Below are 15,513 nucleotides of genomic sequence, written 5' to 3'. Positions count from 1 at the left end.
GGCTACTCTGGGCTTTTATTAGTAAGAGTGGGGTTGATGCGCACAACGACACTCATGCCTGAGCGAATTCGTGTATCAGGCGTCGTTGGGCGTGCTTTTACCTCAAAAGTACGTACATCAAAGCCATCATCATTATTGGTCGGACGCCAAGTGGCAAAGTCAGACAACGTTGAAGTGGCGTAAACCGTAAACTGTTTCGTGTAAGGTTTATTCGCTGAGGATAGTGCTGGAATCGTCCCCGTAAACTGCTGGCCAATTGCCAACTGATTCAAATACGTCTCAGTGACGTTGAGCACCACCCATTGGTCGTTGGTATCGACCAACGTGAGCAACGGCACACCTTGACCGATGACTTCACCAGCATTGACAATGACATTATCTACGATACCTGCTATAGGGCTTCGTAAATTCGCTTCTTCTTTTGCGACGAGTGCTTCATCGAGTTTTGCATCGACTTGTGCCACTTGTGCGGTAGCAGCTGATTTGTCTTCACTACGTGCGCCTTCCATCGCTAAGTCGTATTGCAAGCGTGCTGCTTCAGTTTGGTCTTGGGTGGCCAGATACTGAGCGTACGCTTCATCGCGTTTTTGTCGTGCCATTAGTCCTTCTTCATACAAACGGTTGACACGTTGATAGGTGTTTTCTGCCAAGTCTGATGCCGCTTTATTGGCTTGCCATGCCGCTTTTGCTTGAGCGATTTCTTGTGGGCGGGCGCCATTTTCTGCTTTATCTAACTGGCTTTGTGCCATTTGCTTGCCAGCACGTGCTTGATCAATTTTGGCATTAATCTCAGGCGAGTCCATTTCAATAAGCTGTTGACCAGCGGTGACAGCATCACCCTCTGTGACCAAGATTTTAGAAATACGTCCCGGTACTTTTGCAGCGATGGACGTTTGCTGCATCTGCATCTGCCCTTGTAAGGTAATCACTTCAGGTTCACTGTGCTGATTACTCTTATATAGACCGTAAGCCACCATGCCTAATATAATCAAAACAAATAGTGCTAGAATCCCCTTTTTTATCATGGCAGATTTATCAGCTTTTGCTGCATCGCGCTTATAGTGAGGCACTGTCTGCTCTTGTTGAGATTCAGGTATATCTTCTGCAGCATCAACTGAAGTTTGGCCATCTTGAGAGACTACTGGCTCGGTTGAATCAGCTGATTTTTGTGAGTGGTCTGATTCGTTTGGAAATTCAGTCATGACGGTGAGATTCCTAAAGCAACAAAGTTGAAAATAAAGGGTTTATAATTCGGGCGTGTCATCAATTAGCACATTAATACATTTAGTGGCCTTAAAATGGCTAAATTTTGCTAAACATCGTCAGAAATTTTGTCAATATGTTCATATTAACGGCAATTCCTTCCTTGTTTATCTACAATTTTTCTTATTTTTAGCCTCAGAATCAGAATCTAATTGATGACACGGCCTAGTAAACACGGGTAGCATAAGGTTTGGCACTTTCTATGGCTTCAGAATTAAAAATCGCACCAAAGGCCACGATAAATGCTGAATAATAAAGCCACAGCATAATGACCACAGCCGCTGAAAGTGCGCCAAACTCAGCACTATAGTTATTAAAATTCTGTACATAAATCGAAAATATGACAGACAATAAAATCCAAAGAACGGTTGCCAGCGCTGCTCCTGGCACCAGTTTCTTTAGCGCTACGGCATCACGGTTTGGTGCTAGGCGATACAAGCCTAAAAAGCTTAAAAATATGATACCTGCCAATATCGGCCATCGGCTCCAAAGCGCAATGGTCTTAGCTATCTGAGGGAAAGGAAAATAGGCCGCCCCCAAAGGTATGATAGCAATAGAGGAAACCGCGATAATCAACACAACTACTGCTGCAAGGGTCAAACCAACGGCTCTGATGGTGCCTTGTATAAAGCCGCGCTCTTGGGTGATATGAAAGGCAAGATTGATCAGAATAATTAAAAACTTAATACCTTTAGAGCCAGCATAAAGAGCGAGTAAGCTCGATAAAACAAGGCTGAGTGTTAGTGTGGACGTGGTGCTAGAGACCAAGTCGCTCAGACGTGAATTTAGGATTTCATATACTGTGTCAGGTATAAATGGCTGTAAAAGCGCAATCTGTTCTTGCATCTCAGCGGGTGAAAATGCGAGACCATAAAGCAGTACAAATACCGCCATTACTGGAAAAATGGACAGAAAACCAAAAAACCCCACGCTCGCGCAATGTGCCCAAACATTAGAGCTGTTCGCGATACGCCAGGTTTCTAGTAAAGTCTGTAGCCAGCTATTTGTTGATGTAGAAGTTGGTTCTTTCATAAGACAGGTATTCGCAATAGGCTGATTAATTAATTACTCATATCAAATTATTATTCGTTATACAAAGTCGGCAATTGAATGTCGGCAGCATTCAGATAAGCATTAAAAGCGAGAGGCGTGCCGCAGCTTTGCATGAGCGCCGCCAGTGATTGTACGTAGCTGTTTGCTGCTTGTGCTTGTTCAGTACGTGCTTTGAGTGACTGTGTCTGAGCCTGCACCACCTCGATAGGGGTATTCACGCCTTCTTGTAGCCCCAATCGGCGCAAACGTAATACTTCTGCAGCCAGATCAACATTGCTTTGTAATGCTTGATAACGTGATTGAGCATTGTTGACATCGTGCCAGTTTTTTTCTACTAATAATAATAGATTGTCACTGACTTCAATTTCAGACAAATCTGCTTGGCGAATTTTGGCATTGCTCGATGCCAGTGATGCCGTTTTATCTAGTCCGCCCCATAGTTTCCAGCTTGCCGAAACACCGGCTACCCAACTAGGGTCTTTTTCAAGTTGACTATAGCCATACAGCACGACAGTGGGCTTGTAACCCGTATCGGACAGTGCGTGTAACTGCTGTGCTTGCGCACGCTTGGCCGCTACTTTTTGTAGACCTGGGTGATTGGTCAGTGCTAAGTCTTGAAAGTAATTCACATCTGGTAAGGGACGACTAGAGACAAATAGTGGGGTGGTAGGTTTGATGCGATATTCGGTACGCAATAGGCGTTGCAAGGCCATCATCGCAAGACGTGCATCATTATTGGCATTGACGGATTCGCTTTTTGCGTCGGCCAGTGCAGACTGCGCTTCTAACCGATCAACACGAGAGATGAAGCCTTCTTCAAACAGTCGCTGAGCCATATGGTCAGTTTGTTGCAAAGTATCATAAGCGTCTTCGCGTAAGTAGGCTGCAATGATGGCTAACTGCGCTTTGAAATACCGTTCAATCAACGTGTTATATAGCTCATTTTTATCCAACAAACTGTCTGCGACGGCTTCTTGAGTACGAGCATCAGAAGCGCCTATTAAGGCAGTTGTGCGTCCAGCGGTATAGATAGGCCATAAGACCCCAAGTCCCGCACCCGATGTTGATCCCGAGCGTTTTATATTGTAAGAATCTGGGATACGCTCATCAACCAATCCATCAAAATCTGGCAAGTTCGGTATAGCCGGAACAATACTATCTATTTCGTTGACCACACCACTTTTGAGTGATGATAAATCAACATCAGTGTCGAGGTGGTAAGCAGTCGCTGATACGCGTGCAAACACCAGTGGGTTGTCTAAGGTGCTTAGCGCATCAGTCTGATAATCACTGGCGGCGATTGCTGCTTGATTGGCAGCGATTTTCGGCGATACTTGTAATAAAATATTTTGGGCTTGTTCGAGGCTCAGCAAGCTGGGTACTTCTAAAGAATAACTATCATCGATACTTTTATGAGTAATTGGGTCGATAACCGTAGATAGACCAATCGGTTGCTGAGCTTTATTCAGTTCTTGGTTTGTAGTAATTGAGCTGTCTTGGGCATGGGTTTTTTGAATATCGCCTGGATAGTCGGCATCAGTAATTTGCGTCACATCATTCTGGAGCTCAGTATTACTCTCGTTTGCACTTGCGACATTGGATGCCGCTGAAGCTATAAGCGCAACCATCATCACCGAATTAGATAGAGTCGATAAAGCAAATTTCATAAGTCACATAAGCCATTAATTAGAGTGCAAGGTTTTTTGGTGTTAGATAACGTCTTAACTATAGCGAAAGTATGAACCATTGTAGCTATTTACTGATGGAGAAAAGCCGAAATACTAGCCTATTACAGAGACCAGAACTTTGTTATCAATAACAAAGCGTACACTGTAGTGCCACAATGGTGACGGGTCAATGCTCAATATTCTCCTGTTTTCTATTGTATAGTCAATAGCAGTATGATAGAGAGCTAGTTTAGTTTTAAAATATTCGTTTATAAGTAATGTGATAGCGAATACCATGGGTGGCGTATTTTTAAGTTTGAGCGGATTAGTATTAAATAATTATTATTTTTAAATGACATTATTAGGTAATGTAAGCAGTAATACGTAATGAATGATTGAATCATTGCACCAATTAATGAATCGTATAAACAATACCAGTAGAAGGTGGGTGGGTGACATGGCAGGATACATTTTGGCTTTAGATCAGGGAACAACATCGAGTCGAGCGATATTGTACGATGACCATGCACGTCCGATAAAAATGGTACAGCAGCCGACAACGCTGCAAACACCCAAAGCTGGATATGTCGAGCAAGATGCCCAACAAATTTGGCAGACTCAGATTAGCTGTGCACATGATGTGATCAATCGGGCAGGCCTACTTGCTACCGATGTCGCCAGTATTGCGATTACCAATCAGCGTGAGTCTATCGTTATTTGGGATAAGCAAACGGGCAAGCCCTTAGCGCCTGCTATTATTTGGCAAGATCGCCGTACGGAGCGCTATTGTCAAACATTGGCTGCTGAAAGGGCGACTAATGATAGCGATGAAGACATGGCAAGTGAAGTACAACGTATCACAGGCTTGCGTCTAGATCCTTATTTTAGCGCGAGTAAAATTGCTTGGTTGCTCGAAAATAATCCCGAACTGAGCGCGCGTGCTAATAGAGGTGAAATCGCGGTCGGTACGATAGATAGTTGGCTTATCTATAAACTGACTGGCGGAGAGCATGTCATTGATGTGACCAATGCTTCTCGTACGTTACTATATGACATTCATAAACTGGCATGGTCAGAGGCACTGTGTGCGCGGTTTGCCATACCCATGAATATATTGCCAAAAGTCCTGCCCTCTGATGGTGATTTTGGCAAAACTAAAAAAGGCCTATTTGCCAAGCAGATACCCATTCATGCTGTATTGGGTGATCAGCAAGCAGCGCTTTTTGGGCAAGGCTGCCTCGATGCTGGCATGGCAAAAAACACTTATGGCACAGGTTGTTTTATGCTGATGAATATTGGCCAAAAACCAAAACTCAGTGAGCATAAATTATTGACGACCATCGCGTGGCAGAGAAAGCCTGTGCCAACTCGTCCAGAGAATTTATCGTTTGATCAAATCGTGCAATCGGGCAAGCGCATGCTACAGCCACCCAAAAAAGAAGTGACTTATGCATTAGAGGGCAGTGTTTTTATGGCGGGCGCAATCGTCCAGTGGCTGCGCGATAATTTAGGTATGATTCAAAAAAGCAGCGATGTTGAAGATTTGGCACGGCAGGTAGACAGTAGTGAGGAAGTTGTTTTGCTGCCTGCATTTACAGGACTGGGCGCACCTTATTGGCGCTCTGATATCAGCGCGAGTATCACGGGCATGAGCCGTGGCACTACTAAATCTCATATTGCGCGTGCAGCTCTAGAAGCAGTGGCTTATCAAACTTACGATGTCCTCATTGCCATGCAAAAAGACAGTCCTCATCCGCTGACTGAGCTGAGAGTAGACGGCGGTGCGGCCAACAATGACTTGCTGATGCAGTTTCAGGCTGACTTATTAAATGTGCCAGTACTACGCCCGAGAGACACAGAAATTACTGCCAAGGGCGCCGCATTACTAGCAGGTCTAAAAACTGGACTATATGACGAAGCAACGATGCGAGCATCATGGCAAGTTGAGCGGATTTTTGAACCTACAATGTCCAGCGATATTCGTGAGCAACACCTCAATAAGTGGAAACAAGCTGTTGAACGAGCATTAAGAACGATATAAACGGTTGAGTAGTATCATCAAAGCCCTATAGTTATTTAACGGAAGATTACTTAACGTTGTCGAGTGTTCTACAAAAACGTTATAAAGATACAGGCTGTAACGCAACGCAATCGCAACTTGGACACAGTTTACATAATCTGCCTATCTGTTGTTATCCATAAATTATTATACTTTAGTCGAATTAAGCAAACGTGCTGATTCTTCAGAAATTGGTAAAATTACAATTCTAAGATTCATAACTTAATAAATAAGCATTTAATAAATCGAATTTATAACAAATAATTAAGGATAATAATATGAGTAACCATGACAGTATTGATCGCACTGAAGTAAAACATATGTCAAAAGAGGCAAAGCAAGACCTAAATGCTGACATCATCACTGGTGAGCCAGGCTCACATCCACTAGGAACAGGTATTGGTGGTGTAGGCGGTGCAGCGGCAGGTGCAGCTATTGGTACAATGGCAGGTCCACTGGGTACCTTAATTGGTGGCGCTATTGGTGCTATCGTTGGCGGCGGCGCTGGACATGCAGCAGCAGAAGCTATTGATCCTACCCATGAAGAAGCTTACTGGCGCGCAGAGCATGCCAACGCGAATTATTACAAAGAAGGCTATGACTTCGACCGTGATTTGCACCCCGCCTATGCAGTAGGCTATGCTAATCGTGCTAACTATCCCGTAGATGCTCGTTTCGAAGATCATGAATCAGAGTTAGAGCGTTCATGGCATGAAGTGAAAGGCGAGTCGCGTATGGAATGGAACGATGCACGTAGAGCATCACGTGACGCATGGAACCGTGTATCATAATGAACAATATAGTTATTTATGTTAATTAGTGAACTAAAATCAACTAGGTGAAACTAACAGCATATTAAGTGTAAGTAAGCATACAGTGTGTAAGCTTGCACTCTTATGACCAGATTGAGTAAAGTTGTAGATATTGCTCTATTAACAGACAGAATAACTTGAATTTATGCATTTTCGAAGCTCTCAAAGATTTCTTTGGGGGCTTTTTTGCTGTATATTGTTTGTTATATATGCATGTTATTTCCAAAAAACACTATTAAAAACAAATGTTAAGAATAATAATAGTAGGTAATCCATGACTAATAATATAAAAGAGAATAATTCAAAGCAGTTTTATATCGCCACTGCCAATTTGCTTAACTTTGCCAACCCAGATCGTATTTATTATGAGAACGCATCCGCTTATAATAATGATGAGTATAAGCATAAATTACACGGTATTAGTGATTTATTATCAAAAGCACATGCTGATATCATCGCTGTGCAAGAAGTATGGGACAGTGATGCGCTTGAAGCATTGGCAGTCTCGTTAGGATTTAAGGCGGAGCATGTGGTTGTTCCTTTGGCCAGTAATGACGTATCGAGTCCTTATACCCAAGGCAAAGGCGCACAAAACACGCCTGCTGTTGGTATTATTAGCCGTTTTGAACAGCTGGAAAGCAGCTTGTTAGAAGAGATTTTACCTGAAGCGGTGATTGAGGTTCCTGATATAGGTCTTTATCAGCGATTTAATCGTCCGCCGTTGGTGGTACGTGTTAATGCCTATGGTCAACCAATAACGATTATCACTGCTCATCTTAAGAGTAAGCGTGCTTTTTTCTTACGTGATAAAAATGGCATCTTGTTAGAAGATATGGACGATCCTAATATTAGAGTCCGTGCCAAGCTACGCAGTTTATGTATGCGTGCTGCAGAAGCCGCTTCTATTCGTATGTCTATTATAGAGCGCTTGCAGCATACTCATGAGCCATTGATTCTATTGGGTGATATGAATGATGTCACTGGTAGTGTCACCACCCAACTAATGGCAGAAACGGGTGAAGTCAACTATGACAAAAGCATGCGCGATATCGCATTGTTTGATGCTGCTCGAATTCAATCAAGTTATGGCTGGATGAAAGATGTGGCATATACCCATATCTATCAAGGAATGCCAGAAGTGATTGATCAACTATTTGTTTCAGAAGAGTTTTTGCCTGACAGTAAGTTTTCGCTTGGTCAGGTTGAACGGGTGGACTATTTTAATGACCATTTAAAATGGGATTATGCAGATAGAGTCATCGATCATGGTATTATAAGAGCGAAAATAAAACTTAATAGTTAGTTTTATTATATTAAATTGCACTAAAGGGTCAACTCTATTAAATTGTTGATCTATACATTATTTTTTAACCCATTTATCTCCCTTGCTTGATGGTGTACAAGCGTTTATGATGCGTCTCCGTTAGATGTAGTAGCGCTCACATTGACGCTATATTACTCACTAATAGGATGTAATTTTTTCATTTCGGATAAGTATTATCCAATGAAAATTGTATTTATAAAACAGGGTGTAACCTTAAGAGACTTATAATGAGCGAAAATAAAGACGAAAAGATTGAAGATGTGTTGGTAGACTCGGAACTGGCAAAAAAGCTTGTACCAAATAAGTTTAAGTTTACGAGTCAGCAAGGCCGCGCGCGCCGTCAAAAATTGTTGGCTGGTGCTAAAAAGTTGAGCGAAACGCTACCAATTAATGATATTACCTTGGCTGCTGTCTGTGAAGAAGCGGGTATACCAAGAGCATCTGCTTATCATTTCTTCCCTAATATTGAAGCAATATTTTTAGCATTGCGCTTTTTGAATGCTATTGAAATATTAGAAATCGTAGAGACAGTTGATGTTGGTAATTATGATAGATGGCAGGGCTATCTAACCGCACTGATTGACCAGTGTGTGACGATATTTCATAATGATGAAACGAAAGCAAAGCTCATTTATGACACCAACACGCCTGATTTTGAAGGTGATAGTTTTGGTGAAGACATTAATCACCAAATTGTTGATTTGGTTTACAAACGTCTATCAGAACGCTATGAGATGCCAGGTTTCCACGATATCCAAGATACGTTGTTGATTGCTTATAGTATTGTCAATTCTATATTTACATTGTCTTATCGCCGTCATCAGAAAATCACTGATGACTATATCCAAGAAGCGAACACTGCATTTATTGCCTATTTACGTTGCTACTTGCCAGAGAAGCTACCACGTAAAAAAGTATCAGTGTAGAGCAATCGCCTTAAGAATGTATAGAAAAAGCCGACATAATATGTCGGCTTTTTTGTGTTTAAGATTTTAATAATTCCATTATCAATGAATATGGCTATGATTGCTTTATGGAACTGGGGTCAACACTTGCCCTTGGCAAACATTATTACCGGTATCCAAAGGGGCATATTGCTTATAATAGCGGACGATTAGCTGTTCTAAATTTACATTGGTTTGTGAGTCGTGCGCGTTCACATAAGCCTCGCGTGCTTGTTCAAGCCAGCGGTCTGCCATACGAAAATGCATACTTGACTCTCGCCAGCCGCGCTCACATTGATTGGTGGCTGCCCAAATGAGAGCCACTTCGCTAAATGCTATCTCACGTGGTGCTGAGGTGATACCATCACTATCTTTAAGAGCATTTAAAGTCGCCCATAAATCAGGTCGCATAAGAGCAGAGTTTGAAGGTATGTCTTGATGTATTGCGATATTTTGTATCGTATCAGTCTCTAGTGCTTGCAGTATCGACTCGGCCATTTCTGTCGCTATACTACCAGCAGATGATTTGCTATTCATACTGTCTTGATGAATAGCATAGTTTAGCCATCCTTGTGCCTTGTAAGCAAAATACTGTTGCTGCGCAGTTTTATCAGCTTGTTGGTAAGGTTTCAGCTGATCTACCATACAGTTCAGGACGCGTTGCTCATTACTCTGGTATCTATAAGAAGGCTCTTGATACTGAGCATTACTACGACAGTCAGTAGTGCTATGTTTATCTGTGATCTGTGCAATAGCACTGTCTGCCAAAACAGGTGAGACAGTTGTTAGCAGTACGGTTGCCGACAGTGCAGCATATATCGACTGTTTGCGAGAAATGGTTTTAATTACAGATGTAAACATGGTGCAAACCTTATATTAAGGTAATAAGTATTGATATTTAGCATCATTATGGCTAGAACTATGACCTATCGGTTGATGCTAAATAACAGAGTAAGTGCAACATTGTTATCAGTAACTGAGAACAACGTTGTCAAACTATAAGGTAGAGTCACTGGCTAGGCGGTTGTTTTTGCGTGGATCTTCACGTTTGAATAAATCTTCATCAAACTTAAAGCGCAATCTGAAGTAAGCGCCTTCTTGCGTACTGTCATCATAGGCTATATCTTCATCTTCAAAGCCCATGAAATTATAGCCAATGGATAACCAAAGATTGGTCATTGGGCTATAGCCTACTTCAGCACCAAGCATATAAGCCAAGTCATTTGCTTGCTCGTTCCAGTAAGTACCCGCTTGCATGCCGATATCCCAGCGCTCACTAATGTCATAAAGGCCGCGACCATAGACGGCATGAGCAGTGTTATCACTCGTCAACCTATCTGCTTTGTATTCTGTATATTTACCTGCATAGCGACCAGACCATGTCATAGCACGCGTAGGATGGTAGTTACCGTTCCATGACCACACCATGGTATCTTTCTGATAAATATCATCGCCAGTATTATTGTCATCTAAACGATATTCAAACTTTGCAAGCATGTCTAGCTGGTTGCTATCGTAATCACGGTATGCTGCACCTAGCTGAAAACGGTTGATCGTACGAGCACCATCGTCATAGTCGATACGTGAATAAATGTCTTTAGCCAGTAAGGTAATATCGTCGGTATAACGGTACGCAATACCTGCGCTACCGAGTAATGTATCGCTCGTCTCGCCCCAACGTTTCTCAAAACGTCCTGATGCTTTGTAGTCTTCTTTTGCAAGATACTCAACGCCGATACCTGCCGCCGTTGCCGTGTTATCTTCTTCACCTTCAAGAGATTCAACGCGCTCAAATAAGGTATTTAAAGTCAGACCTTCTTGAACATACCACTTGTTTTTTAGACCGATAGCAGCTTCAGCTTCGCGAGCACTAATGGCATCACTCATGCGGTATTCACTATAGACTTTGCCATCTTTCATATAAGTGGCATCAAAACCGAAAACCGTACGCTGACGTTCATCAGTGTCATCAAGGCCATAAGTACCAGATAAGCTGTTGATCAAATCATGACGGGCATATAGTCGGCCTAGGCTTCCCATTGGAGTTTCACCACCAATAGACGTTGCATTACGTGAGCTGTGTTCAATATCTTGCTCATATTCTGCAAATACTAATGAGTTATTTAGCTTCGGCAAATGCGCTGTGATACGGGCGCGAGCAGTGGTGCCTTCGATGTCTTCGTCCGCACTGCTGATACTGCTTAACGCTGACTGATTAATGATGTCGTCATTGAACAAGGTGTCGTTTGTGATGTCCAAAACATCTGTTGCAGCTTGAGTGTTACGTGAGGCAGCGGTTGCATCTTGTTTGTAGTAGCGCACACCAATTTCACCAACGACGTTTTCAGTCAAGCGATGCTCGATACTGGCTTGTACACCTTCACTGCTAGCATCAGTAGTATGATCTTCTGTACGTATGCCTTCTAACGTTAACGCAGTTTGCTTACTATTTAAATTACGGGTTATTTCTACACCGGATTCGGTACGCCCAGCAGTCAGTGGCGATGAACCAGTGACAAAACCTTCGTCAGCATCGTTGTAATAAGCTTTGGCACGTGTGTTTTTCTTGTTATCAAAATCAAGCTCGATACGGAATGCGTTGCCTTCGACATTACTGTCGTTCAACTCTGTGGTGTTGATCTGGTTACTTGGCTGGAAGTTTGGATTTTCAGCTTTGTTCATGGCATATTCAGCGACTAGCTTTAGCTTGTCATTGAATTTAATGACGCTATTCAGGCTAGCAAGCTCTTCTTTGTTAAGTGGATCATCACTATTGATATAACTACCGCCAATAGAAATTTTCTCATTTAACTGTTGCTTGGCTGCGATACCACCAACCAAGTAATCTTCACCACCTTCATCTACTTCTACCGTGACACGGATATAGACAGGGTTGCCATCAATATCTTGGCTGGCAATAGGACTCTTTAAATATAGGCTTCGGCTAATAGGGTCAATTTCGTAATCAGCAAAACGTGTCAGTGTCTCACGGCTGACGATCAGTCCAGAATTGTTTGCATCACGAGTGATGATTTCGATGGTTTCAGAGTTTTCTAGTACGGCATCAAAGTTTTCAGCCAACGGGTAAGGGCCTGAGATACCAAGACCACGAGTCTCATTGACACGCTGGCTTGTACTGGTCTCTGCTAAAAAAGCGGTAACACGAGTATTACTGTCTTCAAACTGAGCTTTTAGGCCTGTCAAAGTACGATTGTATTGACCGAGCTTGATGCCTTCATCATTATCAATCTGAGTCTTTAGATCGCCATACATAGCGAACGAGCGACCTTTATCCAGGCGTACGTACAGCTTGCTAGTAGATTGGGCATCAAAGCCTTTAGCTGATGAGTCACCATAAACAGGATAGTATTCGCCAGGATCGATATCACGGAATAAACGTTCGCCTTTTTTATCACTGTCATAGGCTAATGTGAGCAGATAGTCGCCGCGTACTTTGCCCTTGAGGAACATAGCAACACGACCAGTCGCTGAATAGTTATCATCGCCAGAAATTTCATTTAGCTCTTGCTCAAATGCGCCTTGAGCATCTGTAATACTACTGCCATCAAAATCTTTGAGCGAGATAGCGCCTTCTACAATACCCACAGCGATCAGTGGACGCAGCTGAGCGGTAAACTGTAGAGGGATAACCTGTTTACTACTCCCAGTGTCGATAACCAGCTTGCCTTTACCCGGTGCGCTAGGTGCGGTCACAGGAATCAATAGCTCGCCACCTGATACAATAACTTGAGTGCCGGCCTTGTCTTGACTACCGTCTTTCAGGTTGATACGTCCGATGTTCGTGTCAATAGTAATCGGTGTTGAAGCAATGTAAGGACGACCATCACGATCTTTTAGGCTGATGACGATTTGATATTCGCTGATACCGTCGGCAGCTACTAGCTGGGTTTGAGTACGATAGTCAATCGCTTGAAGGCTATCTGGCGTCAATACTTTGATCGTTTGTTCAGAGATGACTTTACCATTGATATCGGTAGCCACACCGCGCAAGGTATTCTTGCCGCGTTGTAAGTCCACTGCGTAGTAATCGAAAGCAGTGACGTTTTGCTTTTCTTGCTCAGCTGTTTTACCTATTTTTTGCTCTGATACTGCTTTGCCGTTGGCATATAGTGTGAATATTGATCCGAGCGGTGCTTGTACCTGTACTATTTGCTTATAAGAACTAAGCTGTTGACCTTCGTTTAAGTTGATAAAGGCAACATCATTATTAGCGACTTCTTTTAGGTATAGCTCTAACTCTTGTTCGACGGGTGGTGCTACTGTCGTCACAGCCATGTCAACGCGTTTGCTTGCTTCACCAACCATATCATTGACGATTGCAGAGTCGCAATTATTACCAAGATCTAAATCGCCATTGATATTACAGCCACTAGCATCGACATTATCTTCGTAGTCACGATTATAGTCAGGCTCTAGAGTCAGCTCCGTTTTGATAGCTTGCTCAAGGGTATCATTTTTAGTACCTACCGATTTGCTGCGAGCGACTAGCTCAGCATTCAAGCGTTCAGTGCTATCGCCCATGCCACTAACGATAGCAAAGTCAGCACGATGGAGTTCGCCATACTTCAAATCGACAAAACGGCTACCAGCATCACCAGCATCTCGATTACTTTGGGTGACCATCTCGGTTGCATGAGGGATGGTGGTGCGGTCTACTTTCAGGACGTGTGTCTTTGCACTGATCCCGTAGAAATTATATTTACCTTCAGGATCAGTAACCACAAAGTTACCGTTTTCCATGTAGATACGGACGCCTGCGACACCGAGCTCGCCGTCTTCTTTTTGTTGAATACCGTCACGGTTGATATCGTGGTAGACCTTACCAATGATAATGCCATCCGTATTCATGACGCCGCGTTCTACATCAATTTTCCATTGTGCTTCTCTTGAAGAAATACTTTGACCTTGGTCATTGCTAGCCACCGCAGTCGCGCGGTTGATACCGTCACCACCTAATGATGAGGCACCAATCAACACACGATAAGTTATCTTTTTACTTTCGCCAGTTGCCATATTACCTAAGCTTAGCACCTGATATTTACTATCAGCTTTAAACTCAGTGGTCTGTGCTTGGTTGATATCTACATTGGTCGTTGGACTGACACGCACACTGTTATCAACGTAATCAAAACCACGTGGTAGGGCATCTTTTAGCTGTACATCGTAAGCCGTAGCATTACCGTTATTCGTAACATTGATGGTATAGCTGACATAATCTCCAAGATCAGCGCTTTTGACGTCACTTTCTTTGGTCACGACTAAGCTTGCATTATCATCAATGATATTGATTTGCGTATTTAGATCATCGATACGGACAGTAAAGTCGCTAGCAGTTGGTAACTGATCAGTACCTGTACCGACAGAAGGGTCGATACAAGTATCTAAACTGGCCGTTAAGGTATCGTTGACCAAAGTCTGGATAAATTTATCATCAATCGCATTGGCATTATTTTGTGTCGGGGCAGATAGGCGGTATTTACCGGTGTTATTGCCTGTTTCGATGCCTTTGAGAGAGTAGGTGTCACCCGTTAGTGGAGACTTAACCGTGATCCATACTTGATCTGGCTTATCAGTCTGCACGTTACACTGAGCATAGCTTGCGTCAATATAAACGTTTTCGCCGATTTGTGAGGTGGCTTTGGTTCCATCAAATTGAGGCGTGGTAAATTTTATCTCAGGCTCGATGATAACAAGTCTGTCTATCGCTTCAACCGCTGCTATTGATGGGTCTTCTAGTATGATAGCGCCAATTTTTACATCAGCAGTATCGCCATCTTCACCATTGATATCTGATAGCGCTTGTACGATAAGCTGAATGCTTTCACTCTGACCAAGTTTGATTTGAGCACTCAAGTTGTCGAGCATGATTTGTCTATCTGCTGAATCAACTTTTCCATTGTTATTAAGGTCTTGATAGACCTTTAAATTAGAAACTGTTGGCGAGATAGCAAGTGTTAGCTCAACCGTTTGCTCGCTATAACTTGTATTACGCAGTACGTTAACCCAACTTACCTCTGTATTAGGCATGACAGTGCGTAGAGGCTGCTGAGTTAAGCTGATACCGTATGCAGGTAGGTCTGAGACTTTAGCCTGTACCTGATTTGAAATACCGTTTTGTTTGATAGACTCAACGTCATAAGCCACGTTAGCAATATTATTAATAGTTTGCACGAGAGTAATAGGCGCAGCAGACGCCATATTTGATTGCATAAGCAACATCGCTAATGACAGCGCAGAAATCTTCGCTGTACACAATGTGATACGATTAGACGGTGTCATGATAGATAGAGTCATATGTCGCTTATCCAATAAAACATAAAGGGGTAGGGTAAGAGCCTTCTAGCTTGGCTAATAAAAATCGATTAGGTCA

At 42.8% G+C, this 15,513-nt stretch carries 9 protein-coding genes; 4 read left to right on the top strand and 5 right to left on the bottom strand.

Annotation, left to right across the window (positions count from 1 at the left end):
- Nucleotides 1-2 precede the first annotated feature (2 nt).
- The 3 genes from JMW61_RS13275 to JMW61_RS13265 form a co-directional block, all read right to left on the bottom strand.
- Complete coding sequence (locus JMW61_RS13275; RefSeq protein WP_201551842.1) at nucleotides 3-1,202, bottom strand: HlyD family secretion protein; 1,200 nt, start codon at nucleotides 1,200-1,202, stop codon at nucleotides 3-5.
- Between the two features lie 226 nt (nucleotides 1,203-1,428).
- Nucleotides 1,429-2,295, bottom strand: a complete 867-nt coding sequence (locus JMW61_RS13270; RefSeq protein WP_197216286.1) for a YihY/virulence factor BrkB family protein — start codon at nucleotides 2,293-2,295, stop codon at nucleotides 1,429-1,431.
- Nucleotides 2,296-2,345: 50 nt separating this feature from the next.
- Nucleotides 2,346-3,983, bottom strand: coding sequence for a TolC family protein (locus tag JMW61_RS13265; RefSeq protein WP_201551841.1), 1,638 nt, complete (start codon nucleotides 3,981-3,983; stop codon nucleotides 2,346-2,348).
- A 457-nt stretch (nucleotides 3,984-4,440) separates the two neighbouring features.
- Here JMW61_RS13265 and glpK point away from each other — a divergent pair, with 457 nt between their 5' ends.
- The 4 genes from glpK to JMW61_RS13245 all read left to right on the top strand — a co-directional run bounded on the left by glpK (nucleotide 4,441) and on the right by JMW61_RS13245 (nucleotide 9,104).
- The gene (gene glpK, locus JMW61_RS13260; RefSeq protein WP_201551840.1) at nucleotides 4,441-6,024 is read left to right on the top strand and encodes a glycerol kinase GlpK; all 1,584 of its coding nucleotides are present in this window, start codon (nucleotides 4,441-4,443) and stop codon (nucleotides 6,022-6,024) included.
- Between the two features lie 296 nt (nucleotides 6,025-6,320).
- On the top strand, nucleotides 6,321-6,833 hold the full coding sequence (locus JMW61_RS13255; RefSeq protein WP_201551839.1) for a hypothetical protein: 513 nt from the start codon (nucleotides 6,321-6,323) through the stop codon (nucleotides 6,831-6,833).
- A 295-nt stretch (nucleotides 6,834-7,128) separates the two neighbouring features.
- On the top strand, nucleotides 7,129-8,157 hold the full coding sequence (locus tag JMW61_RS13250) for an endonuclease/exonuclease/phosphatase family protein (protein WP_201551838.1): 1,029 nt from the start codon (nucleotides 7,129-7,131) through the stop codon (nucleotides 8,155-8,157).
- Between the two features lie 248 nt (nucleotides 8,158-8,405).
- Complete coding sequence (locus JMW61_RS13245; RefSeq protein WP_110923056.1) at nucleotides 8,406-9,104, top strand: TetR/AcrR family transcriptional regulator; 699 nt, start codon at nucleotides 8,406-8,408, stop codon at nucleotides 9,102-9,104.
- 105 nt (nucleotides 9,105-9,209) lie between these two features.
- Here JMW61_RS13245 and JMW61_RS13240 read toward each other — a convergent pair whose 3' ends face one another.
- Nucleotides 9,210-9,983: a hypothetical protein gene (locus JMW61_RS13240; protein ID WP_201551837.1), complete on the bottom strand. Its 774-nt coding sequence runs from the start codon at nucleotides 9,981-9,983 to the stop codon at nucleotides 9,210-9,212.
- 135 nt (nucleotides 9,984-10,118) lie between these two features.
- Entirely contained in the window at nucleotides 10,119-15,437 is a 5,319-nt protein-coding gene (locus JMW61_RS13235; protein ID WP_201551836.1) for an SdrD B-like domain-containing protein, read from the bottom strand.
- Nucleotides 15,438-15,513 lie beyond the last annotated feature (76 nt).

Origin of the sequence: Psychrobacter fjordensis (assembly GCF_904845995.1) — a bacterium.
Taxonomy (GTDB): domain Bacteria; phylum Pseudomonadota; class Gammaproteobacteria; order Pseudomonadales; family Moraxellaceae; genus Psychrobacter; species Psychrobacter fjordensis.
This window is presented reverse-complemented; position numbering and strand designations above follow the sequence as displayed.